The following is a 22,651-nucleotide window of genomic DNA, read 5'->3' on the forward strand; positions in this document are numbered from 1 at the left end:
GATTTAGCCATGATCACCCTCGCTCGGCTTGTCGAGGCTGCAAAGCCTGACTTGGTGCCCTACTGGCCGGTCCCGCTCCCCCGCGTTGAGCTGACGGGCGTTCATGTGTCCGAGCTTGAGGATCCGACCGTGTTCCTTTATGGAGGCGAACTGCTTCTGACCGTGGGACTGCAGCTCGGCGGCCTGAGCGGTGATGCACGGGCGGAGGCAGCGCGAAATTACGTGCGACGGCTCGTCGAGGGCGGCGTGGCGGCTCTGGGTTTGGGCCTGGGCTCAGGCCACGCCATGGTGCCCGACGAGTTGCGGGCGGCCTGCGTGGAATCGGGCCTTCCCCTTTTGACCGTTCCCCGGGAGTCCCCTTTCCTGGCCGTATCGCGGGCCTACTGGGAGCTTGTCAGGCAAGGCGGCGAGGCCGAACTGACTGCCCTGCTGGGCCTTCAGGTGGCACTGACCCGCGCCGCCGCGGAAGAGGACGCAGAGCCCGAAATCGTCCGTGAGCTCTCCCGTGCCCTCAGCACCTGGGTTGCCTACCTGCCGGAAGGTGACGGGACTCCGTCGTCGGCGGCTGCCAGCGGTGATGAACTGCCGGCCGGGCTGCTGGCGGAACTGGCGCGCGAATCTGCCAGGCTGCGGACCGCCCGCCGAGGGGCGACGGGCAATATTCAACTCGCATCCGGTACGGCTTCCCTCTATCCGGTATCCGACGGTCCGGCGGGGGCCGGCTACCTTGCCCTGGGCCGAAGCGGGCAACTTGGTGCTGCGGAGCGCCACCTGTTCCTGACCGCGTCCACGCTCCTTGCCGCCAGGGCGGCGGGACAACGCCGCGCGGCGGCTGAACGGCGCCGCGCCGAGGGGATGCTCGCAGCGCTCGTCCTGGAGGGACATGATGATGCCGCGCGCCTCCTTGCCACGCAAATGGACTCCGATCCGCTGCCCGAGACAGCATTCGTCGTGGTGCTTCCGGACCTTGAAGAGTTGGCAACCCAGCCTCAACCGGACGGACTCGTGCTCGAACGTTCAGGTGTTATGTTCGTGCTTCAGGCAGCGTCCAGCCCCTCCCCGAAGCTGCCCAAGGGTGCCCGCGGCGCGTGGGGCGGCCCGATGCCGCTGCGGCGCCTGCACGAGCTCCGGGCCCAAGTCGCCGAGATTGCGGACTCCGCCCCTCCCGGACAGCTCATACGCGTGGGACACGGACTCGATCTGCCGGCCGACGAATGGGTGGACACGCTCATGGCGCACCCGGGCCACCTTCTCGAGACTGTCCGCGCATATCTGGCCCACCGCGGGCAATGGGAGGCCGCCGGGCGCGAAATCGGCGTGCACCGGAACTCGGTGCGGTACCGGATTGCCCAGGCCAAGGAGCTCTTGGGAGTGGACCTGGGCGACCCCGACGTAGCAGCCCAACTCTGGCTGGCCCTCAGAGGCCGCACCCAGGCCCCCCACAAAGAATAAAGGCCCTACCGTCACGCCTTTTGACGAATCGTACAAAGAGAATGCCAAGTCACGACGTTCTGCACGGTGACTGGCGTTGTCAGGTTGCCTACTCTCAATGCACAGCTCCACTGCATCACTGAGAGGACGATCGTGACGATCGAAGACACAAAGCCAACCACGAAGACAGCCGGCCGCACGAGGACCATCCGCGGGGCCGTGCTTGAAGTCATCGGGGCGGACCGGCCCTACCAGGACACGCTTCCGATCCGTGTGGCCGAACTTGAGCTGGAAGGTCCCGGCCAGGGCGAAATCCTTGTCCGCATCGAGGCCGCCGGGGTGTGCCATTCGGACCTTTCCGTGGTGAACGGGAACCGGCCGCGGCCGGTTCCGATGCTGCTCGGTCACGAGGCCGCCGGAATCGTGGAGGAACTGGGTGAGGGTGTCACTGACATTTCACTGGGTCAGCGAGTCGTGATGACCTTCCTCCCCCGGTGTGGAGAGTGCGCCGGATGCCACTCGAACGGCAAGACCCCGTGCGCGCAGGGCAGCGCCTCCAATGCGGAAGGCACGCTGCTCGGTGGCAGCCGGAGACTCTCCAGAGACGGAGAGCCCGTGCACCACCACCTTGGAGTCTCCGCATTCGCCACGTACGCCGTGGTCTCCCGCCGTTCCGTTGTGCCCGTTGGCTCGGACGTTCCGGCGCACGTCGCTGCGCTGCTGGGCTGTGCTCTGCTCACCGGCGGCGGAGCCATTCTCAACGTCGCCAAGCCCGGGCCTTCCGCCCGGGTGGCCATTGTCGGGCTCGGCGGTGTCGGCATGGCCGCGCTCATCACCGCCAAGGCCGCCGGAGTCGAATACGTGGTCGGCATTGACACGCTGCCGGCCAAGCTGGAAGCCGCCATGAGTCTCGGCGCGAGTGACGCCATGACCTCCGCGGCAGCGCTGGAATGCGGTGAGAAGTTCGACGCCGTCATTGAAGCCGCCGGACACCCCCGCGCACTGGAAGCTGCCATCGCCCTGACAAAGTCCGGCGGTATCACCGTGACGGTAGGGCTGCCGGCCCCTGGACAGCCCGTCTCCATCGACCCGCTCGCACTGACGGCTGAGGCACGGACCATCGTCGGCAGCTACCTCGGCTCAGCCGTTCCGGAGCACGACATCCCGATTTACGAAGAGCTGTGGCGCTCCGGGCAACTGGCCGTTGACGGCCTTGTTTCGGACACCATCCCGCTCGAGGAAATCAACCGGGCCATGGACACTCTCGACGGCGGCCACGCGCTGCGCCAAATCATCACCTTTTACTGACACACCAGACATTCCCCTGAGGAGAGAACACCATGTCAATCACCAACGACCACATTTACAGCTCCATCGTCATCGGCGCCGGCTTCGGAGGCCTGGGCCAGGGAGCCCAGTTCGTGCAGGAAGGCGTCGAGGACTTCCTGATCCTTGAGCGCGGCGACGACGTCGGAGGTGTGTGGCGCGAGAACACGTACCCGGGCGCCGCCTGTGACACCCAGGCGCTCGTGTACTGCTACAGCTATTTCCTCAACCTGAAAGTTTCCCGGCTGTTCGCCGGCCAGGAAGAACTGCAGGGTTACCTGCGGTCCATGGTGGAGGAATTCGGCCTGGGCAAACACATCCGCTTCGGCCAGAACATCACAGCAACCGAATGGGACCAGGACCGCCGTCTCTGGACCGTGCATACCGCAGACGGCTCCCAGTTCCTGGCCCGTTCCGTCGTGGCAGCCTGGGGCCAATTGAATGTGCCAAACATCCCGGACATCCCGGGCATTGGGTCCTTCGAAGGAGAGGTGTTCCACTCCTCCTCCTGGCGCCACGACCTGGATCTGACCGGTAAGCGCGTCGCCTCCATCGGCTCCGCGGCGACCGCCGTCCAGTATGTGCCCGAGGTAGCCAAGATCGCCTCGAACCTCACGGTGTTCCAGCGTTCCGCCAACTACATCCTCCCCCGCGACCAGTACGTCTTTACGGCAGAAGAGACCGCCGCGTTCCTGGCGGACCCGGAGCTTTACCTGACGAAGCGCCAAGAAATCCATGAGCTCCGTGAAGCCGGATTCGAACGTACCCGCCGCCACAGTGCAGCGTCCGAGGAAGGTGTCCAGCAGGCCCGCCAGCACCTCGAAAGCCAGGTGGCGGACCCTGCCCTGCGAGCCAAGCTCACACCCGACTACGACTTCGGCTGCAAGCGCATCCTCCGCAGCGATGATTTTTACCCCACACTGACCCGCGACAACGTGGACCTCGTGACCGAGAAGATCACCGAATATACGCCCCGTGGCATCCGGACGGCAGACGGCGTCGAGCACGAATTCGATGTGATCGTTTACGCCACCGGGTTCAAGAGCCACGCCTTCCAGGGCTCTATGCGCGTTGCAGGACGCGACGGACTCCGCCTGGACGAGAGGTGGGGCAACGCCCCCGAGGCATACCTCGGCATCACCGTCGACAGCTTCCCCAACCTCTTCATGGTCTACGGGCCGAACACCAACCTGAACCACAACTCCGTGGTGTCCATGCTCGAAGCCCAGCACCGCTACATCGCGCAGGCTGTTGAGTACATCGCGGCCGACGAGACGAGGGTACTGGAAGTTGACCGCGGCGTGCTTGACGATTTCAACACCCACGTTCAGCAAGAGCTCGATAAGTCCGCCTTCTCTTCCGAGTGCTCCTCCTGGTACAAGAACGAGGAGGGCCGCGTCATCAACAACTGGTCCGGGACCGTCAACGAATACCGGACCCACACACAGGACCTCCAGCTCGAGGACTACCTCCAGCTGGCCGCGGCCGGTTCGGGCAAGTGACCAGCCAGGATCTGTTCAGCGGAAGGCCCGTAGCCGAGGACGCAACAGCCGTTCTGGAGAGGTTCCGGGCCTCCGGTGGACGCCCGTTCCACACCTACCCCGTGGACGAGGTGCGTGAGATGTACGAGCGCGGCTGTGCCGCAAACGGTCTCGACGGCGATTCGCTTTCCTCGGTGTCCGACGTCGGGGTGCAGGAATTTGGGGTACGGGTGTATGAGCCGCGGGCCCAGCGTGGGCCCACCGCCGTCGTGCTGTTCCTCCACGGCGGCGGATGGGTCATGGGAAGTCTCTCCACCCATGACGGGCTGTGCCGGCGTCTGGCTGCTCTCACGGGCCTGCCGGTCGTGGCGGTGGACTACCGGCTCGCCCCGGAGCACCTATACCCCGCGGCAATTGACGACAGCAGGGCTGCGCTGAACTGGCTGTTCACCGCAGGGCCGGTTCACGGCCTGGAGATAACCAAGGCCGTCCTGGTCGGCGACAGTGCAGGCGGGCAGCTGGCCGCGGTCCTGGCAATCGAAAACGCGAAAAGCGCTCATCCGAGGCCGATCGCGGCGCAGGTCCTCATCTACCCGATGGTCAACCTGACGATGTCTGCTCCGTCGTATAACCGGGTCACTCATGGCTTCCCCTTAGTTGCGGACACCATCGCCTGGTTCGCGGACCACTATCTGCCCCAGGGAACCGACCGGACGCGGCCGGACATCAGCCCCGCCCTGGCGGAGCTCCCTGCCGGGCTTCCACCGGCCTACGTCATCACAGTGGACAACGACCCGCTGGTTGACGAGGGGGCAAACTACGCCGCAGCGCTGGCCCAGGCCGGAACCGAGGTCCGGTACCAGCACCTCTCCGGGTACGCCCACGGACTGCTCACGTCCGCCGGGCGAATCCAGCGCGGCGAACAAACAGTCGACGACATCGCCGGCTTCATCAGGGACCGCACAGCCTGACTGAGGTGGGGGGCATACTCCCTGCCCAGGACCGGCGGGGCCAGCCGGGCCCCGCCAATCGAGCTGATCAATCGAAGAACGGTGAGGGCCCGTCAATTCCTTGACGGGCCCTCACCGTTCTTCACGTTATTTAGGAAAAAACTCTATGACTACTTTCCTCGTAGGTCCGTCCAGGAGTCCGTGGCTGCCGAATTCACGCAGAAGTTCGCCGCGGCCATGGGCGCGGGTCGATTCCGGTGAGTTTTAGGTCCCGGTGGGCTTTTCTGGCGGCGTGTCGGGTGGCTTTGGCTATGTTGGTTGTTTTGGCCATCTGGCAGAGGCTGATGGCTAGGTTTCGCAGCGAGGCGCGTTTCCTGTGCCGCTTGAGAATCATCCTCGGCGAACGTGACGTCCCGGGACGGCGTAAGTCAGGGCGAAGCCCAAGGTTGAGGATTCGTTCACGGCTTTTCCTCCCGTAGGCTCTGATCGTGGTTTCCCGGGGAGGAAAGTGCTGCTGCTGGGTGGCCCCCGGCCGCACCGCGCAAACCGAACGGGTAAAGGCGATGCCCGGGGTGAGAACGGAAAAACTCACACGGCGGAAACTTTCGTGCAGCCTTGAACGTGCACTCTGTGAGAACGGAAACCCTTTAGAAAGGCAGCGGCCACATGACCATGAGTGAAGAGACTGTTGTTAAGAACTGCCATGACCTCGCGTCCGGGGACCTCATCGCGGCCCGGTACGGGGCCGCCCTCGTTCACCAGGGGCGGGTGACAGAGAGGATCCCGGAGCACGGGCTGTTCTGGATCATGGACGAACTAACCGGCGGCCGCCGTTTATTGGACATGGCCGATCTTGAAATCGTCCGTGTCCCCCGGGCCGGCATCGCCACGGAGGTTCCCGGCCAGGGGTCGGCCGCTTCCTAAAGGGCACCCGGTCATCGATTCGACGCTGGCGGTGACTCCCGCCATGGACCGGGCCAACCGTACGTTTCCCGGGCCGCTAGCTGGGTCTCAGGAAAGGATCCCTTGCTGAGACGGATGGAAGCGGCGCGGGGCCAAATTTGAACTTGATCGCTGTTTGGCGGTGTGACTTGCAGCGATAAATGGCGGTCTTTTCGCAGCGCTATTTGGCACCTCGCAGTCCGCAATGAGATCGCAGTGTCGCCACTAAGCCCGGGGCTAGCCCGCCACCGCCGCCTTCGCAGCCTGCGAGGCCTCCATCCACTCGCTCAGCCACGGAGCCCGGACACTCGACGTAATCCGGCAGTCGGCCACGAAGGTTCCCTTGGCGCCGGCGTCGATCCAGTCCCTGAGCGCAGAAAGGTCCGCCAGTGAGCGGATGATTGCGGATTTGGCACCGAGTGCGCGGGCGATGCCGCTGAAGTCCACCTCGGGGATCAGCATGGGCTTTTCGGTCAGGCCCTGGGAGCCGTACTGATGGACTTCGGCTCCGTAGGCGGCATCGTTGTAGATGACGACGACGGCGCTGCTCGCCGCGCCGATCAGCGATTCGAGGTCGGACAGGCCCATCAGGAAGCCGCCGTCGCCCGAGGCCAGCACCAGGGTGCGGCCGTCCTCCACCGCACGGGCTGCCCCGACGGCGCTGGCGAGGCCGAGCCCGATGGTCTGGTAGGCGGTCCCCACCATCACCAGGTCCTGGGGCCGCGGGATGCGCCAGTACATGGGTGCCCAGCCGAGGAAGTGCCCGCCGTCCTGGACCACCGTGCGGCGCTCCGGCAGCACGGCGTCCAAGGCTGTGGCAAGGGTGCGCGGGTCCAGCCGGCCATCCGTGGTCTCGTCGGCGCCTGGGTGGTGGGCCGGTCCTTCGGCCAGGCGCCTGCGGGCCTCCGCGCGCCACGCGTTGCCCGAAGGTCCGCAATCCAGCATTCGGAGGATGCGTCCCGCCGCGGATTTCACGTCCGCGCTGACAAAAAGGTCCACCCGCGGGTGCGTTGGCTGCAGGGCGGTGTCGATCTGGATGACGGTGCTGTCCGGGCCAAGCAGGTGCCCGAACCGCATGGTGAAGGGGCTCAGGCTTGCCCCGGCCACGAGAACCACATCAGCCTCGCCCATAAGCCCGGCCGCGGTGTCCGTGCCGAAGCCGCCGGCGACGCCGAGGTATCCCTCGCCCTGAAGAAGGTTGAGCGCCAGGGCGGTTCCGGCGGTCAGCGCGCCCAGGCGGTCGGCGAGCTCGCGGAGTTCCGGGGCGGCGCCGGCGAGGTGCGCACCGCGGCCGGCGAGGATCAGCGGCCGCTTGGCCCCGGCGAGCAGGCGGGCTGCCTGCCCGAGGTCGCCGGCGTCGTGCGTCACCGTAGGTGCCAACGGCGCCGGAAGTTCTTCATCTGCCGCCTTGAGTGCCGCGAGGTCGTAGGGGATGGCAATCACGACGGCGGTGCGCTTGGTGAGTGCGTACTCCACCGCCTGCCGGGTGATGGAGCCCGCGGACTCGCGGGTGACGGTGAAGGTGGCCGCGCCGAGGCCCGCGGCGATTGCCGCCTGGTCCACGTCCTGGGGCCGGGCGCCGCTGCTCGGAGCATCCCCGGTGACCAGCACAACGGGGATCTGCGCCTGGACCGCCTCGGCCAGGGCGGTGAGCGCGTTGGTGTAGCCAGGGCCGTAGGTGGTGGTGCCTGCTGCGAGGCGTCCCGACGCCCGGTAGTAGGCGTCGGCTGCGGCGATGGCGGCGCCTTCGTGCCGGACGGGGGAGAAGCGAAGGCCCAGCTTCTCCGCGGCGTCCAGGAAGTAGACGTTGCCGTTGCCCATGACGCCGAAGACATCGGTGAGGTAGCTGCTGAGAACCTGCGCCACGCGGCCGGAGACGGTAAGTGTAGTCATGCAGGAAGCTTGTGGCGTGACTCACGGATAGGCAAGAGAGCCGGTTCTGTTTGGGATATTTGGCAGCGGAACCGGTAGGAAGTGAAAATGTGACCACTTGTGGCCTGGATCACCCATCCTTAGGTTGAAGCGCGGGATTCCTGCTCTGACAGCCGGCTCAGGAGGCCGTCGTAGCGGGGCGGCATGAGTTCCAGTACGGAAATGGCCGTGCTGGTCCGTTGGATTCCCTCGATTTCCAGGATCTGGTTGGTGATGCGGTAGAGATCGGCCGTGCCGCGTGCCACCACCTTGGCCATGAGGTCCGCGTCCCCGGTGGTGGCGTGCACCTCGATGACCTCCGGAATTGCGGCGAGCCCGTCTTCCACTGCGCCTGTCCGCGTCTGGCTGATGGACAGTGAGAGGAAGGCCATCAGGTCATAGCCAAGCGCGGCGGGGTCCAGTCTCCGGCTGAAGGAGCGGAGGGCGCCGCTGCCTTCGAGCCTAGCCAGCCGCGCGTGGACCGTGTTGCGTGCGACGCCGAGCGTCCGGGAGAGTGCCAGGGCGCTGGCTTCGGGATCCTTGTCGAGGGCCAGGATGATCCTGCCGTCGAGGGAATCCAGGGTGCGGGAGTTGGGAATGGTCATATTTTCACCACAGTCACTTGAAGTTGAGCAGAAGTCCCAATGGGTTGAGGGTATCTTGCATTGTGGGCGGGGTCACAATCATGATCAATCTTCATGACCCGTGATCAGCTCCTGACCGCACCGGACACCGCGCTCCCCACCCTTCGTGGGGCGGTGGCCGGACTTCCGCCCTACGTCCCGGGCCGGCGCAGCGCCGGGGCGGACGTCGCAGCCCTTGCCAGCAATGAAAGCCACTACGAACCGCTGCCTGCCGCCGCCGCTGCGGTGGCCGAAGCGGCGGGCACCATGAACCGCTACCCGGATTCGGCCGCCGTCGAACTCCGCGAACGGATCGCCCGGCACCTGGGCGTCACCGCCGGGGAGATCGCCGTGGGGCCCGGCAGTGTGGGCGTCCTCCAGCAGATCATCACCGGACTGTGCGACGCCGGGGATGACGTAATTATCGCGTGGCGCTCCTTCGAGGCCTATCCCATCCTGGTTGAGCTGGCAGGCGCCCGGCCGGTCCGCATCCCGCTGGACGAGGCTGAGGGCCACGACCTCGATGCCATGGCCGCGGCCGTCACTGACCGCACCAAGGTCATCCTGCTCTGCACCCCCAACAATCCCACCGGCGTGCCCATCAGCCACGAACGCATCGAGGCCTTCCTGCAATCCGTCCGCTCCGACATCCTCGTGGTGATCGACGAGGCCTACGTGGAATACGCCGCAGCGGGCAGCGGCCCCGATTCCCTGGCGCTCTACCGCCGGTACCCGAACGTCTGCATCCTGCGGACCTTCTCGAAGGCCTACGGACTCGCCGGTCTGCGCGTGGGATACGCCGTGGCGGCGCCGGTCATTGCGGAAGGACTGCGCCGGACCGCTCTTCCCTTCGCGGTGAGCGCGCTGGCCCAGAAGGCGGCCATCGCTTCGCTGGACGCGGGCGAGGAGATGGAAGCGCGGGTGGCCGCCGTCAGGGAGGAGCGCGCCCGGATGGCAGCGCAGCTGGAAGCCCAGGGCTGGAAACTGCAGCCGAGCCAGGGCAATTTCCTGTGGATCCGCGCGGATGAAAGCCTCCTCGCGGGGCTGGTGGACGCGTTCGACCGCGCAAGCATCCTGGTCCGCGCGTACCAGGGCGACGGCGTGCGGATCACCGTTGCCGATCCCGCCTCCAACGACCGCGTGCTCAGGCTCCTGGAAGCCCACGCAGCCTGACAACTGACTCAGCTTTTACCAACCCGTTCCACCTACAACCAGAGGAATCCTCAATGGAACAACAGACAAAGACGTCTGCCCGCGCCCTCGGCGCGGCCCTTAAACCCCGCCAGCTCACCATGATGGGCTTGGGAAGCGCGATTGGCGCGGGCCTCTTCATCGGCTCCGGCGCGGGCATCCAGGCTGCCGGCCCGGCGGTGCTGATCTCCTACCTCGTGGCCGGCACGCTCATCATCCTGGTGATGTGGGCCCTCGGCGAGATGGCTGCCGCCAATCCGGACAGCGGTGCCTTCTCCGTCTATACCGCCAAGGCCTACGGGCCGGTGGCCGGTGCCACGGTGGGCTGGCTCTGGTGGCTGCAGCTGGTGGTTGTCATCGCCGCCGAGGCGCTCGGTGCGGCAGGCCTGCTGGCCACCATCTTCCCCGCCCTGCCGGTGTGGCTGATGGCCTTTGTGTTCATCGTGGTGCTCACCGCCGTCAACCTCACCAGCGTCAAGAACTTCGGCGAGTTCGAGTTCTGGTTTGCGCTGCTCAAGGTGGCGGCGATCGTCGGTTTCCTCCTGGTGGGCGCCGCCCTGCTCTTCGGCTGGCTGCCGGGCGTCCAGTCGCCGGGCCTGTCCAACTTCACGGGTGCCGGATTCGCACCCAGCGGGTTCGCCGGGATTGCCACGGCACTCTTCGTGGTGGCCTTCGCGTTCGGCGGCACTGAGATCGTCTCGGTGGCGGCAGCTGAAACCGCCGAGCCGGCCCGCAGCGTGAAGAAGGCAGTCCGGACGGTGCTGTGGCGCATCCTCATCTTCTACATCGGCGCGATCTTCATCATCGCGGCTGTGGTTCCCGTGGGTTCGGCGGGGCTGAAGAGCCCGTTCGCAGCGGTGCTGGACGCCGCGGGCATGCCCGGCGCAGCCACCGCCATCACCCTGGTAGCCGTGGCAGCACTGCTCTCCGCCCTTAACGCCAACCTCTACGGTGCCTCCCGGATGGCATTCTCCCTGGCTGAGCGGGGCGAGGCGCCGCGCCTGCTTGCCTCCGTGTCGAAGGCCCGGGTACCGGTGGTCGCGGTCCTGGCCAGCGTTGCCTTCGGTGTGGTCACGGTTGTGCTGGAGCTGGCCTTCCCCGAAAAGGTCCTTCCCGTCCTGCTCAACATTGTGGGCTCGACTTGCCTGCTGGTGTGGACGTCCGCGCTCCTGGCCCAGCTCGCGCTGCGCCTTCGCGCCGACCGCGAAGGAACGGAGCTTCCCCTGCGGATGCCCGGCTTCCCGTGGCTGACGGGCTTTGGCCTCCTCATCCTCGCGGCGATCTTCACGGTGGGCTTCATCGGAGAGGATTCCCGGCCCCAGCTCCTGAGCACTTTTCTTCTTGTGGGGGTGCTGGCGGTGGCGAACTGGCTGCACCACCGTTCTAGGAAGATTGCGGGCCGTGTCGAAGCATCGGAGAAAGCCAAGGCTTCGGTGCTCGTCGACTGAATCGGGTGCTGTAACCACTTTGGGGTTCGGTGCACATACAGTTGTCCTGCTCCTAGTGGTGTGTCTCCAAAATAGATAATGGGTGGTCTGTTAATCTGATGGCATGACGAATCCTGCTCCCGCCCTTTCGGTCTCAGATGGTCAGCGTGCCGCGTTGGAGGTGTTGTCGAAGTCGCAGACGGCCTCCCATCGCGAGGTGCAGCGGGCCCAGGTGCTGCTGATGTCCGCGGACGGGCTGGCGAACGAGTGGATCGCGAAGGTTGCCGGTGTGACCCCGGGGACGGTGCGCGCGTGGCGGGCCCGGTTCGAGGAGGAGGGGCTGGCGAAGCTGGGCAGGGTCCGTGCCGGACGGGGCCGGAAGCCGGTGATCCCGCAGTCCAAGATCGACGAGATCGTCGAGCTGACGCGGAACTCGAAGCCGGACGGGCAGACGCACTGGTCGGTGCGGACCATGGCCGCCAGGTCCGGGGTTTCCCCGGCGCAGGTGCAGCGGATCTGGGCGGCCCGGGGGCTGAAGCCGCACCGGGTTGAGGCGTTCAAGCTCTCCACGGACCCGAGGTTTGAGGAGAAACTCATCAATGTGGTGGGCCTGTATCTGAATCCGCCCGAGCAGGCGATCGTGTTGTGCATGGACGAGAAGTCCTCCATCCAGGCGCTGGACCGGACCCAGCCCTCGCTGCCGATGAAGAAGGGCCGCGGGGAAACGATGACCCACGACTACAAGCGCAACGGCACCACGACCCTGTTCGCCGCCCTGGACGTTGCCACCGGCAAGGTGATCGGATCCTGCCTGCCCAAACACCGGCACGGCGAGTTCCTGGCGTTCCTCAAAACGGTTGAGAAGAACGTGCCGGCAGAACTGGACGTGCACCTGATCCTGGACAACTACGCCACCCACAAACACGCCAACGTCAGAGCCTGGCTGGACAAACATCCCCGGTTTCACCTGCATTTCACCCCGACCTCCTCGTCCTGGTTGAACCTGGTCGAGCGGTGGTTCCGCGAGCTGACCGACAAGGCCCTGCGGCGCGGCGCCTTCCACTCCGTACCGGATCTGATCTCAGCGATCGAGGACTACCTCGCCTCCCACAACAACGAGCCCAAGCCCCTGGTCTGGACCGCGACCGCCGACAGCATCCTTGCAAAGGTAGCCCGCGGCCGTGTCGCACTCGAAGCCGTTAAGCAAAACTGAGACACACCACTAGCCGTTGTCCACACCGTCTCAACGTCGACGAAATCCCGCAGCCCCACCGCCTCGCCGACCGCGGCTGGTAAGGGGGTCGACTTGAGAGCCAAAGGCACAATGGCGTCCTAGGACCACCTTCGCCCACTCGGACATCCGGGACCAGTGCGTGGACACAGCTGAGACAGGGAGACAGGGTTGGTATTCGACGGGAAGAGGAGTCCGCCCGTATCGGTTTCATCGACGCTATTGCCGCGGATGCCTCGATTTTTTGGGTCTGGCTCGAAGAGGGGCGGGAAGGGGGCCGTCCATTAGGGTGACGAAGTCAGCGTCTGGCTCGTCCAAGACCACCCGATCATGGAGCCAGATCTGGAAACGGCATCCCGGATCGACGGTGCAGAGGGCTTCTGACATAACGTGCACGCGACTTCTGAATGTGACAACCAACCTCCGGTAGTGAGTTGCCGATTGACGAAATGTGGACTCCAGCCACTTCGTCCGCTGCCATCTCAGTAAAGGATCCTTTGCTGAGATGACCGGCGGGCGCCGTGGCCAGGGTCCCCCAGTTCCCAAATCGGCAACTGACTGCCAGGCGGACCGTACCCGGTAGAAGGGAGGCGTTATCCGTGCTTCGCGTCCGCGGTGAGGTACCGGTTCCTTGTCTCGATGAGTTTCTGGAGGTAGCCGGCCAGCACCAGCTTCTCGACCACCCGCCCGACTGGACCGAACGGGGCCGCGAACTCGATCCGGTCCACCATCAGGGTCCCCTCGGAATCCTCGCGGAATTCATGGACGTGCCGGAAGCGCCGGAACGGGCCCCTGACCTGTTCATCGACGAAATAGTCCGGGGCGCGCATCTCGGTGATCCGGATCGGGACACCGAAGTGCCAGGCCCGCCAGGTGACCTCGTGCCCCAACGAGATCAGGCCGGTCCTGACCCCAGCGACGGCCTCCTCACGTGACCGCGCCATCGAGCCCTTGTGCGCGTCGATGCTGCGGGCAAGATCAAAAAACTCCGGCCTGGGTATGCGCGACCGGGTAGTGCATTCGAAGGAGACAGCCATCGTCAGAGTATGACAGCCGAGCGGGTCTTCACCGTCCCGAAAGTTGTTCTGAACGGTCTCCGCGGGACGCCCTAAGGGGAACAATTATGGAACGAAAATCGGCGGCGTGTCGCGCCTTCTCGAAGTGCAGCCCTGGGCGTCTACTTTCCTAGGATCTGGAAGGCGTTGGCGCCGTTGTTGGTATCCGACAAAACCGGGCGGAGCGAGCCTGTTCCCTCGGGCCGTAATCGCCTCCGCCTCCCGCGGTCGTGGGTCGGCAGCCCGGGACGCTCCGGGGTGCCTACCTGAGCACCACGGTTCTGTTCCCCTGCAGTATCACCCGTCCCTCGCAATGCCAACGCACGGCATTGCTGAGTGCCTTGCACTCGGTGTCCCGGCCTGCGGCGACGAGGTCTTCGGGGCCGTAGGTGTGGTCGACCTCCACTACCTGCTGCGAAATGATGGGCCCCTCGTCCAGCTCGCTGTTGACGTAGTGTGCGGTGGCGCCGACCGTTTTCACGCCGCGGGCATACGCCTGGTGGTATGGTTTTGCGCCTTTGAAACTGGGCAAAAATGAATGGTGGATGTTGATGGCACGACCATCCAGTCTCCGGGTCAGATTATCGCTGAGGACCTGCATGTAGCGCGCCAGGACCACGAGTTCGACGTCCAGGTCGTCCACGAGTTGGAGAAGTCTTGCCTCCGCGTTGGCCTTGGTGTCGGGGGTGACGGGGATGTGGAAGAACGGAATGCCGTGCCATTCGACCAGGGTCTGGTGGTCCGTGTGGTTGGACACGACGGCGACGACATCCACCGGGAGCTCGCCTATCCTGGCACGAAAGAGCAGATCGTTGAGGCAGTGGCCGAACTTGGAGACCATGATCAGCACCTTGCGCCGGGACCCGTGGCGCTCCAGCTGCCAGCTCATGCCGTACCGTTCCGCTAGGTGCGCGAACGCGGACCGTAATTCTTCCAAGGTGTCGACTCCGTTGGACGCGAAATGCATCCTCATGAAGAAATGGCCCTCCGATCCATCTCCGCGCTGTCCGTATTGGTGGTTGTCCACAATGTCGCAGCTGTGTTCCAGCAGGAAGCCGGAAACGGCGTGCACGATTCCCGGCTGTTCCGGGCAATCGAGAGTCAGAACGTATTCAGGGGTGCTGTTGTTCGTGGTTTCCACGGCTCAGCACTCGATCACGTTCACCGCGAGGCCTCCGCGGGAGGTTTCCTTGTATTTGGTTTTCATGTCGGCTCCTGTCTCACGCATGGTTTTGATGGCCTTGTCCAGGGATACTTTGTGGCTGCCGTCCCCGTGCAGCGCCAGCCTCGCGGCGTTGATGGCTTTGACGGCGGCGATGGCGTTGCGTTCGATGCAGGGGATCTGCACGAGCCCGCCGACGGGATCGCAGGTCAGGCCGAGGTTGTGCTCGATGCCGACTTCCGCGGCGTTCTCCACCTGCGCAGGGGTACCGCCCAGGACTTCGCAGAGCCCGGCGGCCGCCATGGAGCACGCCGAGCCGACCTCGCCCTGGCAGCCGACTTCGGCGCCGGAGATGGAGGCATTGGTCTTGAACAGGATCCCGACGGCTGCCGCGGCCAGGAGGAAGCGGATGACGCCGTCGTCGTTGGCTCCGGGGACGAACTTGAGGTAGTAGTGCAGCACGGCGGGAACGATCCCGGCCGCGCCGTTGGTGGGGGCGGTGACGATCCGGCCGCCTGCGGCGTTCTCTTCGTTGACTGCAAGGGCGAACAGGTTGACCCATTCCATGGCGAGCAGCGGGTCAGCGGACACCTGGGCGAGGGACGGGCTGCCGGCTGCGGCGTCCGCGCTGGCGGCGGACGCCGCCAGTGTCCGGAACAGAGACGGAGCGCGCCGTTTGACGTTCAGCCCGCCGGGCAGGATGCCTTCGGCATTGCAGCCGTTGTCCACGCATTGGCGCATGACCGCCCACAGTGCCAGGAGCTTTTCCCTGAGTTCGGCCTCACTGCGCCAGACCAGTTCGTTGGCGAGCATGACATCGGAAATGGACAGGTCCTCCCGGCGGCAGATGTCCAGGAGCTCATCGGCGGTGGTGAAAGGGTAGGGCAGTACGGTGTCGTCTGCCACCACCTGGTCCGCCCCTTGTGCGTCGCCGTCCACGACGAAGCCGCCGCCGATCGAGTAGTAGCTGCGTTCCCGGAGCACTGCCCCGGAATAGTCCAGTGCCCGGAAGGTCATGCCGTTGGGGTGCGCCGGCAGGGACTTGCGCCGGTGCAGCACCACGTCCTCGTCCCAGTTGAAGTCGACGCGGTGGTGGCCGGCGAGACGGAGTTCGGCGTCCAGGGCGGCTGCCGCCACCTGGTCATCGGCCGTGCCGGTGTCCACAGTCTCTGGGTCCTGGCCCTGGAGCCCGAGTACTACGGCCTTGTCCGATCCGTGGCCCCGGCCGGTGGCACCGAGGGAACCGAACAGCTCCGCCTGGACCCGGACGGTGGCCGGGAGTTGGCCCTCGTCGCTCAGCCCGTCGGCGAACCGTTTCGCTGCCCGCATCGGGCCGACCGTGTGGGAGGACGAGGGCCCGATGCCAACGGAGAAGAGGTCCAGGACGCTGAGTGCCATCAGGGGACCTCGGGAGAGGCATATTCGCGCATGGCATCGAGGAGCCAGCGGCCCAGGAACTCAGCGAAGGAAGCCCGGGGGAAGATTCGGTAGACCTCTTCTCCGGTCTTCCAGAGGATGGCGGGGATGTTGCCGATTTCAGTGGACAGCGCGGTCCCGGAGCTGAAGACCCGGGCGTGAAGGTCCAGGGAGCATCCCTTTTCCAGCACGGCGCGCGCCCGCGGGCCGCTGAGTTCGAACGTCGTGCGGTTGGCGGAGAGGTCAACCACCTGGCCTTCGCCGTCTGACAGCGCTGCACGCAGTGCCTGGAGCAGGTCGCCGCCGAGGGACTCGTGGGCATCTGTGGGCGCCACGACCAGGAATTCGGTGGGACCGAGCCACAGCACGGCGGTGTCGCCCGTGCTACGTACTTCACCTGAACGCGGCGGCAGGCCTCCTGTCACGGAGGCAACCCGCGTCCCGGCTTCGGTGTCTGGATCCACTCTGACGCCCGCCATGGTCAGAAACTGAAGCTCCTGCAGTTCCACGATGCCCGCAACAGACCCTGCTTCAAAGGCTTCTCTCAGGACTGACGCCGGGCTTTGTCGGATAGTCCGGATTTTTTTTGAATTTGCGATTGCTGCTGTATCAGCCATCTTTGCGGTTCCCTTCAGGGTCAAAAAGTACTGTTTCTGCTACGACGACGTCGACCAGCTGGTTTCCGGCGGCGGCCACCAGGGTTTCACCGATCCGGTTGCGTCCGTTCTTGATCAGTGCGAGGGCGAATGATCTTCCCAGGGCGGCGCTGTGGTAGCTGGAGGTCACGAACCCCTGCATCGGCACGGGGCCGTAGGCGGGGTTCACGGTGATGCCCTTTTCCACGAGCTGCGTGCCTTCGGGCAGCCGGAGCGTCCCGTCCACCGGCAGGACACTGACGAGGTGTCGGCGGTCATGGCGCTGGGCGTCCTCACGGGAGTAGGAGCGCTTGCCGATGAAGTCCTTGGCCTTCGAGACGATCCATTCCATGCCGGCATCCTGCGGGGTAACGGTCCCGTCGGTGTCTTGGCCGACGATCGGGTAGCCCTTCTCGGCCCGCAGCACGTGCATCGTTTCGGTGCCGTACGGGGTGATGTTGAATTCCGCACCGGCCGCTGCCACGGCTTCCCAGGTGTTGAGCCCGTACCAGGACGGAACGTTGATTTCGTAGGCGAGCTCGCCGGAGAACGAGATCCGGCAGATCCGCGCCCGCACGCCGGAGGCCAGGGTGGTTTCCCGGAAGGTCATGAACGGGAAAGCCTCAGCCTCCAACCCGCCGTTTGCCGCAAGCTGCGGGGCCAGCTTGGCCAGCACCGCACGGGATTTCGGTCCGACGACAGCGATGGTGGACCACTGTTCCGTCACCGAGGTGCAGTGCACGTCCAGTTCCGGCCACTCGGTCTGCAGCCATTCCTCCAGCCAGTCCAGGACCTTCGCGGCGCCACCGGTGGTGGTCGTCATGAAGTAGCGGTCCTCATCCAGGCGCAGGGTCACGCCGTCGTCGAAGATCATTCCGTCCGGCGTGCACATCACGCCGTAACGGGCCGAACCCGGCGCCAGTTTCTTGAACGCGTTGGTGTAGATGCGGTTCAGGAATTCGCCGGCGTCCTTGCCGCGGATCTCGATCTTGCCCAGCGTGGTGGCGTCCATGAACCCCACCGAATCCCGGACGGCGGCGCATTCACGCAGCACCGCGGAGTCCATGTCCTCGCCGGCCTGCGGGTAGTACCAGGGCCGCTTCCACTGGCCGACGTCCTCAAACAGGGCGCCCCGTGCCGCATGCCAGGGGTGGAGGGAGGTCACGCGTGCGGGATCGAAGAGTTCGCCGCGCTGGCGGCCGGCCAGGGCCGCGAACGCGACCGGCGTGAACGGGGCCCGGTAGGCGGTGGTGCCGATCTCCCCGATCCCGGCCGTTCCGCCGCCGCCGTGCTTGAGGGCCGCGGCGATGACGCCGATGGCGTTGACGCCGGAGGTCTTGCCCTGGTCGTTGGCGGTGCTGATCGAGGTGTAGCGCTTGATGTGCTCCACCGAGCGCATCCCGGCCCCGGTGGAGCGCAGGACGTCGGCGACGGACTGGTCGCGCTGGAAGTCCACGAAGTGGTGGTGCCAGTCCTCCGGTCCGCCGTTCTGCCCGGGCACCAGCCACAACTGGCGGATCGGGGCGGAAGGGCGCGGCGCCTCCGGCGTTGAGGGTTCGACGGCGGAGCTGAAGCCGGCGGCGATGGCTGCCGCGGCCCCGGCGGAGCTGCCTTCGGCCAGGCAGTCGTCGAGTTCGAAGCTTCCGCGGCCCGAGCCGGCCACGTGCTGGTTGGGAACCACGCTGCCGGGCACGAAGGCTGCCAGGTCCTCGTCCCAGCGCAGTTTGCCCTGGCGCTGGCTGTGCAGGTGCACCACCGGGCTCCAGCCACCGGAGACGGCCAGCAGGTCGCAGGAGAGCTGTTCGATGCCTGAGGTGAGTTCGCCGTCGTCGTTGATGCTGCGGACAGTGACGCCCAGGAGCCGTTCCTGGCCTGTGGTGTTGGCGACGGCGCTGCCGATCAGCACCCGGGTGCCGGTGGCTGCCGCTGCGGCGGCGGTTTCGCTGAGCTGCCCGCGTGCGTCCACGACTGCCTCGACGGTAATGCCCGCGGCCAGAAGGTCGGCGGCGAGGCTGTAGGCGCTGTCGTTGGTGGTGCTGATGACCACCCGGGACCCGGCCTTGACCGCGTAGCGGTTGAGGTAGCTGCGGACCGCGGAGGCGAGCATGATGCCGGGGCGGTCGTTGTTCTCGAAGACCAGCGGGCGTTCATGGGCGCCGGGGGCGAGGACCACCTGTGCGGCCCGGATGTGCCAGATCCGCTGGCGGGACACGCCGGGCGCGGCCGGGGTGGTGAGGTGGTCGGTGCGGTTCTGGGCGGCGATGACGTAGTTGGCGTCGTAGGAGCCGAAGGCTGTGGTGCGGTTCAGCACGGTGCATTCCGCCGCGGAGATCAGTTCGGCTTCAACGTCGGCCACCCAGTCCAGTGCCGGCCGGCCCTCGATCGTCTCACCACGTGCCGGATCGGTGGACCCGGAGAGCCCGGAACCTGACAGCAGGGACCCGCCGAGTTCGGGCTGGTCGTCGATCAGGATGACCCGGGCGCCGGTGCGGACGGCCTCCCGTGCTGCGGCCAGGCCGGCGGGTCCGCCGCCGACCACCAGGACGTCGGTGTGGACGTACTTCTTGTCGTACTCGGCACGGTCCTCGTTCGGGTCCAGCCGGCCCAGGCCGTTGAGCAGTTCGGCGTTGAGGCCGTCCACGAGCGACACGGTGGTGGCAGGCAGCATGGACTCCGCAACGTGACCGGGGAAGCGGGCGGCCACCTTGACCAGGGCGTTGGGTTCCTCCACCCCGGCTGCGATGATCCCGCGGGGCCTGTTCTCGTACAGCGAGTTGCCGGCCCGGAGGCGGCCGTTGGCCAGGAGCGCGGAGGCGAGGGTGTCCCCCGGGTGGGCGGTAAATTCGCGGCCGTCCAGGGTGAACCGCCAGGTGACGCTTCGGTCGATGCGGCCGCCGGTGCTAAGACGGGCGGGCTGCGGCTGAGCGGTCATTTGAGTGCTCCTTCCGGGGAAGCGGGGGTGGTGGTGCCGGTGTCGGGGCGGGGTTCGCCCATCCGGTAGACGGCCTGGATGTCGTAGCTGACGGTGTCGCGGAGCATGTTGAACCATTGCCGGCAGCCGGTGCTGTGCAGCCAGCGTTCGGCGAAGGCGCCTTTGGTGTTGGCCCGGTAGAACAGGTACTCGGCCCATTCGCGGTCGCTCAGGGCGGCCGGGTTGTCGGGGTAGGCCACGTGGGCCTGGCCGCCGTAGGAGAATTCGGTTTCGTCCCGGGGGCCGCAGTCGGGGCAGGGGATCAGCAGCATGGCCGGCCTTTCTAGTGGGCCACGGCGGCGGCGCCGTGTTCGTCGATCAGGGCACCGGTTTCGAAGCGTTCCAGCGCGAAGGGCTTGTTGAGCGTGTGCGGGGTTCCGGTGGCGATGGTGTGCGCGAACGTCAGTCCCGCCGCGGGGGTTCCCTTGAAGCCGCCGGTCCCCCAGCCGCAGTTCACGAACATGTTCTCCACCGGCGTGGTGCCCACGATCGGGGAGGCGTCCAGTGTGGTGTCCACGATCCCGCCCCAGGTCCGGAGCACATGGGCCCTGGCGAAGATCGGGAAGAGTTCGACGGCGGCGGCCATCTGGTGCTCGATGACGTGGAAGGAACCGCGCTGGCCGTAGCCGTTGTAGGAATCCACGCCGGCGCCCATCACCAGTTCGCCCTTGTGCGCCTGGGAGACGTAGACGTGGACGTGGTTGGACATCACCACCGTGGGGTGGACCGGCTCGTGCAGCTCCGAGACCAGGGCCTGGAGCGGGTGGGATTGGATCGGCAGCCGGAAGCCGGCCATTTCGGCCAGCACGGAGCTGTGGCCGGCCGCGCACAGGCCGACCTTTTCGGTGTGGATGGTGCCGCGGCTGGTCTTGACGCCCGTCACACGGTTGCCGTCCTTGAGGAAGCCGGTGACTTCGCAGTTCTGGATGATGTCCACGCCGAGCTCGTCGCATTTGCGGGCGAAGGCCCAGGCGACGTGGTCGTGCTTGGCGATCCCTGCCCGGGGCTGGTAGGTGGCGCCCATGACGGGGTAGCGGATGTTGTCGTTGATGTTCAGGATCGGGCAGAGTTCCTTGACCTGGGCCGGGTCCAGCCATTCGGCGTCGACGCCGTTGAGCTTGTTCGCCCCGACCCGGCGGATGCTCTCGCGCACATCGCCCAGGGTGTGGGCCAGGTTCATCACGCCGCGCTGGCTGAACAGGAAATCGTACTCGAGCTCCTCGGGCAGGATCTCCCACAGTTTGAGGGCGTGCTCGTAGATGGCGGCGCTCTCGTCCCAGAGGTAGTTGGAGCGGATGATGGTGGTGTTCCGGGCCATGTTCCCGCCGGCCAGCCAGCCCTTTTCCAGGACGGCGATGTTGGTCATGCCGTGGTTCTTGGCCAGGTAGTAGGCGGTGGCCAGGCCGTGCCCGCCGCCGCCGACAATCACGGCGTCGTAGGAGGATTTCGGCTCGGGGTTGTGCCAGAGGAAGTCCGGGTGTTCCGGAAGCTGGTCCGTGCTCATTGTGCTGCTCCAATCAGTTCTGCCTCAAGCCCTGTTGCCGCTGCGCCGCTGCCGGCGCCGTCAAGAGAAAGGTGCGGGTAGAGCGGGAATTGTGCCGCCAGGGCGCTGACGCGGCGGCGGAGGCCGGCCTCGGTCGCCTCGCCGGGCAGGTCATCCACCGCGGGGGATGTGAGCGCTGTCGCGATGATGTCCGCCACCTCGGTGAATTCCTGGGCGCCGAAGCCGCGCGTGGCCAGCGCCGGGGTACCGACCCGCAGGCCGGAAGAGACCATCGGCGGGCGCGGGTCGAACGGCACCGCGTTGCGGTTCACCGTGATGCCGATCCGGTGCAGCCGGTCTTCGGCCTGCTGGCCGTCCAGCTCCGAGTTGCGGAGATCCACCAGGACCAGATGCACATCGGTGCCGCCGCTCACCACCGAAATGCCGGCGGCTCCGACGTCGTCCTTCAACAGCCGGGCGGCCAGGATCCGGGCGCCTTCCAGGGTGCGCTCCTGGCGTTCCCTGAATTCTTCGGAGGCGGCGATTTTGAAGGCGACGGCCTTGGCCGCGATCACGTGTTCCAGCGGACCGCCCTGCTGTCCGGGGAAGACCGCGCTGTTGATCTTGCGCGCGTACTGTTCCTTGCTGAGGATCACTCCGCCGCGCGGGCCGCCCAGGGTCTTGTGCGTGGTGGTGGTGACGACGTCCGCGTACGGGACCGGGTTCGGGTGCAGTCCCGCGGCCACGAGGCCGGCGAAGTGCGCCATGTCCACCATCAGGTAGGCGCCCACCAGGTCGGCGATCCGGCGGAACCCGGCGAAGTCCAGCTGCCGGGAGTAGGCGGACCAGCCGGCCACAATCAGTTTGGGGCGGTGCTCCAGAGCCAGGGCCTCCACCTCTGCCATGTCCACCAGATGATCGTCTTTGCTCACGTGGTAAGGGACGACGTTGTAGAGCCTGCCGGAGAAGTTGATGCGCATGCCGTGGGTGAGGTGGCCGCCATGGGCCAGGGACAGTCCCATGATCGTGTCGCCCGGATCCAGGAGGGCGAACATGGCCGCGGCGTTGGCCTGCGCGCCCGAGTGCGGCTGGACGTTGGCGGCCTCTGCGCCGAACAGGGCCTTCACCCGGTCGATGGCGAGCTGTTCGATCACGTCCACGTGCTCACAGCCGCCGTAGTACCGCTTGCCCGGGTAACCCTCCGCGTACTTGTTCGTGAGGACCGAGCCCTGTGCCTCCATGACAGCGGACGGCGCGAAGTTCTCGGAGGCAATCATCTCCAGAGTTGACTGCTGGCGGATGAGTTCCTGTCCGATGGCCTGCGCAACCTCCGTGTCGACTCCGGCCAGGGATTCATTGACGGTGCCCGTCATGGTGACCTCTTTCAGTTCAAAGTGAAACAACCGGATGAAATTT

General features: G+C 66.1%; 17 protein-coding genes and 1 pseudogene. 8 read left to right on the plus strand and 10 right to left on the minus strand.

Annotated features, from left to right (window positions below; translation table 11 throughout):
- Window positions 1-9: 9 nt before the first annotated feature.
- From ACQCSY_RS23745 to ACQCSY_RS23765, 5 genes are all read left to right on the plus strand, one after another.
- On the plus strand, window positions 10-1,452 hold the full coding sequence (locus ACQCSY_RS23745) for a PucR family transcriptional regulator (protein ID WP_427136283.1): 1,443 nt from the start codon (window positions 10-12) through the stop codon (window positions 1,450-1,452).
- Window positions 1,453-1,584: 132 nt separating this feature from the next.
- A complete protein-coding gene (locus ACQCSY_RS23750; RefSeq protein WP_427136285.1) occupies window positions 1,585-2,739 on the plus strand; it encodes an alcohol dehydrogenase catalytic domain-containing protein in 1,155 nt (384 codons plus the stop codon).
- A gap of 32 nt (window positions 2,740-2,771) precedes the next feature.
- The gene (locus tag ACQCSY_RS23755; RefSeq protein ID WP_427136287.1) at window positions 2,772-4,259 is read left to right on the plus strand and encodes a flavin-containing monooxygenase; all 1,488 of its coding nucleotides are present in this window, start codon (window positions 2,772-2,774) and stop codon (window positions 4,257-4,259) included.
- Window positions 4,256-5,209 (plus strand): alpha/beta hydrolase, encoded by a 954-nt coding sequence (locus tag ACQCSY_RS23760; RefSeq protein ID WP_427136289.1) that lies wholly within the window; start codon window positions 4,256-4,258, stop codon window positions 5,207-5,209. Before ACQCSY_RS23755 ends, ACQCSY_RS23760 begins: the two co-directional genes overlap by 4 nt.
- A 645-nt stretch (window positions 5,210-5,854) precedes the next feature.
- Entirely contained in the window at window positions 5,855-6,112 is a 258-nt protein-coding gene (locus ACQCSY_RS23765; protein ID WP_354184670.1) for a hypothetical protein, read from the plus strand.
- Between the two features lie 255 nt (window positions 6,113-6,367).
- Here the strand turns inward: ACQCSY_RS23765 and ACQCSY_RS23770 are convergent, their stop codons facing one another.
- Window positions 6,368-8,023 carry a thiamine pyrophosphate-binding protein gene (locus ACQCSY_RS23770; RefSeq protein ID WP_427136291.1) on the minus strand — a complete coding sequence of 552 codons (1,656 nt, stop codon included), beginning with the start codon at window positions 8,021-8,023 and terminating at the stop codon, window positions 6,368-6,370.
- 119 nt (window positions 8,024-8,142) lie between these two features.
- A complete protein-coding gene (locus tag ACQCSY_RS23775) occupies window positions 8,143-8,646 on the minus strand; it encodes an Lrp/AsnC family transcriptional regulator (RefSeq protein WP_427136293.1) in 504 nt (167 codons plus the stop codon).
- A gap of 93 nt (window positions 8,647-8,739) precedes the next feature.
- Between ACQCSY_RS23775 and hisC the strand changes: the two genes are divergently transcribed.
- The 3 genes from hisC (at window position 8,740) to ACQCSY_RS23790 (ending at window position 12,495) form a co-directional block, all read left to right on the plus strand.
- Complete coding sequence (gene hisC, locus ACQCSY_RS23780; RefSeq protein ID WP_427136295.1) at window positions 8,740-9,837, plus strand: histidinol-phosphate transaminase; 1,098 nt, start codon at window positions 8,740-8,742, stop codon at window positions 9,835-9,837.
- A 53-nt stretch (window positions 9,838-9,890) separates the two neighbouring features.
- A complete protein-coding gene (locus ACQCSY_RS23785; protein ID WP_427136297.1) occupies window positions 9,891-11,303 on the plus strand; it encodes an amino acid permease in 1,413 nt (470 codons plus the stop codon).
- A gap of 103 nt (window positions 11,304-11,406) precedes the next feature.
- Window positions 11,407-12,495 carry an IS630 family transposase gene (locus ACQCSY_RS23790; RefSeq protein WP_427136299.1) on the plus strand — a complete coding sequence of 363 codons (1,089 nt, stop codon included), beginning with the start codon at window positions 11,407-11,409 and terminating at the stop codon, window positions 12,493-12,495.
- Between the two features lie 611 nt (window positions 12,496-13,106).
- Here ACQCSY_RS23790 and ACQCSY_RS23795 read toward each other — a convergent pair.
- The 8 genes and pseudogenes from ACQCSY_RS23795 to glyA form a co-directional block, all read right to left on the minus strand.
- Window positions 13,107-13,550 (minus strand): SRPBCC family protein, encoded by a 444-nt coding sequence (locus ACQCSY_RS23795; protein ID WP_427136301.1) that lies wholly within the window; start codon window positions 13,548-13,550, stop codon window positions 13,107-13,109.
- A gap of 280 nt (window positions 13,551-13,830) precedes the next feature.
- On the minus strand, window positions 13,831-14,709 hold the full coding sequence (gene purU, locus ACQCSY_RS23800) for a formyltetrahydrofolate deformylase (RefSeq protein WP_427136303.1): 879 nt from the start codon (window positions 14,707-14,709) through the stop codon (window positions 13,831-13,833).
- Window positions 14,710-14,712: 3 nt separating this feature from the next.
- Window positions 14,713-16,128, minus strand: a complete 1,416-nt coding sequence (locus tag ACQCSY_RS23805; protein ID WP_427136304.1) for an L-serine ammonia-lyase — start codon at window positions 16,126-16,128, stop codon at window positions 14,713-14,715.
- Window positions 16,128-16,763 carry a sarcosine oxidase subunit gamma gene (locus ACQCSY_RS23810; protein WP_427136306.1) on the minus strand — a complete coding sequence of 212 codons (636 nt, stop codon included), beginning with the start codon at window positions 16,761-16,763 and terminating at the stop codon, window positions 16,128-16,130. Before ACQCSY_RS23810 ends, ACQCSY_RS23805 begins: the two co-directional genes overlap by 1 nt.
- A complete protein-coding gene (locus ACQCSY_RS23815) occupies window positions 16,756-19,713 on the minus strand; it encodes a sarcosine oxidase subunit alpha family protein (RefSeq protein WP_427136308.1) in 2,958 nt (985 codons plus the stop codon). The genes ACQCSY_RS23810 and ACQCSY_RS23815 overlap by 8 nt, the downstream gene beginning before the upstream one ends.
- A 17-nt stretch (window positions 19,714-19,730) precedes the next feature.
- A pseudogene (locus ACQCSY_RS23820) lies at window positions 19,731-20,024 on the minus strand (sarcosine oxidase subunit delta); the annotation flags it as partial.
- A gap of 11 nt (window positions 20,025-20,035) precedes the next feature.
- Window positions 20,036-21,256, minus strand: coding sequence for a sarcosine oxidase subunit beta family protein (locus tag ACQCSY_RS23825; RefSeq protein WP_427136310.1), 1,221 nt, complete (start codon window positions 21,254-21,256; stop codon window positions 20,036-20,038).
- Window positions 21,253-22,608 (minus strand): serine hydroxymethyltransferase, encoded by a 1,356-nt coding sequence (gene glyA, locus ACQCSY_RS23830; protein ID WP_427136312.1) that lies wholly within the window; start codon window positions 22,606-22,608, stop codon window positions 21,253-21,255. Before glyA ends, ACQCSY_RS23825 begins: the two co-directional genes overlap by 4 nt.
- Between the last annotated feature and the right edge of the window lie 43 nt (window positions 22,609-22,651).

Source organism: Pseudarthrobacter sp. S9 (assembly GCF_050156545.1).
In the GTDB taxonomy this organism is placed as follows: Bacteria; Actinomycetota; Actinomycetes; order Actinomycetales; family Micrococcaceae; genus Arthrobacter.

Coding starts and splice junctions, on each gene's coding strand:
- ACQCSY_RS23745 (WP_427136283.1), top strand. CDS start 10: ATGATCACCCTCGCTCGGCTTGTCGAGGCTGCAAAGCCTGACTTGGTG.
- ACQCSY_RS23755 (WP_427136287.1), top strand. CDS start 2,772: ATGTCAATCACCAACGACCACATTTACAGCTCCATCGTCATCGGCGCC.
- ACQCSY_RS23765 (WP_354184670.1), top strand. CDS start 5,855: ATGACCATGAGTGAAGAGACTGTTGTTAAGAACTGCCATGACCTCGCG.
- ACQCSY_RS23770 (WP_427136291.1), bottom strand. CDS start 8,023: ATGACTACACTTACCGTCTCCGGCCGCGTGGCGCAGGTTCTCAGCAGC.
- ACQCSY_RS23775 (WP_427136293.1), bottom strand. CDS start 8,646: ATGACCATTCCCAACTCCCGCACCCTGGATTCCCTCGACGGCAGGATC.
- hisC (WP_427136295.1), top strand. CDS start 8,740: ATGACCCGTGATCAGCTCCTGACCGCACCGGACACCGCGCTCCCCACC.
- ACQCSY_RS23785 (WP_427136297.1), top strand. CDS start 9,891: ATGGAACAACAGACAAAGACGTCTGCCCGCGCCCTCGGCGCGGCCCTT.
- ACQCSY_RS23790 (WP_427136299.1), top strand. CDS start 11,407: ATGACGAATCCTGCTCCCGCCCTTTCGGTCTCAGATGGTCAGCGTGCC.
- ACQCSY_RS23795 (WP_427136301.1), bottom strand. CDS start 13,550: ATGGCTGTCTCCTTCGAATGCACTACCCGGTCGCGCATACCCAGGCCG.
- ACQCSY_RS23805 (WP_427136304.1), bottom strand. CDS start 16,128: ATGGCACTCAGCGTCCTGGACCTCTTCTCCGTTGGCATCGGGCCCTCG.
- ACQCSY_RS23810 (WP_427136306.1), bottom strand. CDS start 16,763: ATGGCTGATACAGCAGCAATCGCAAATTCAAAAAAAATCCGGACTATC.
- ACQCSY_RS23815 (WP_427136308.1), bottom strand. CDS start 19,713: ATGACCGCTCAGCCGCAGCCCGCCCGTCTTAGCACCGGCGGCCGCATC.
- ACQCSY_RS23825 (WP_427136310.1), bottom strand. CDS start 21,256: ATGAGCACGGACCAGCTTCCGGAACACCCGGACTTCCTCTGGCACAAC.
- glyA (WP_427136312.1), bottom strand. CDS start 22,608: ATGACGGGCACCGTCAATGAATCCCTGGCCGGAGTCGACACGGAGGTT.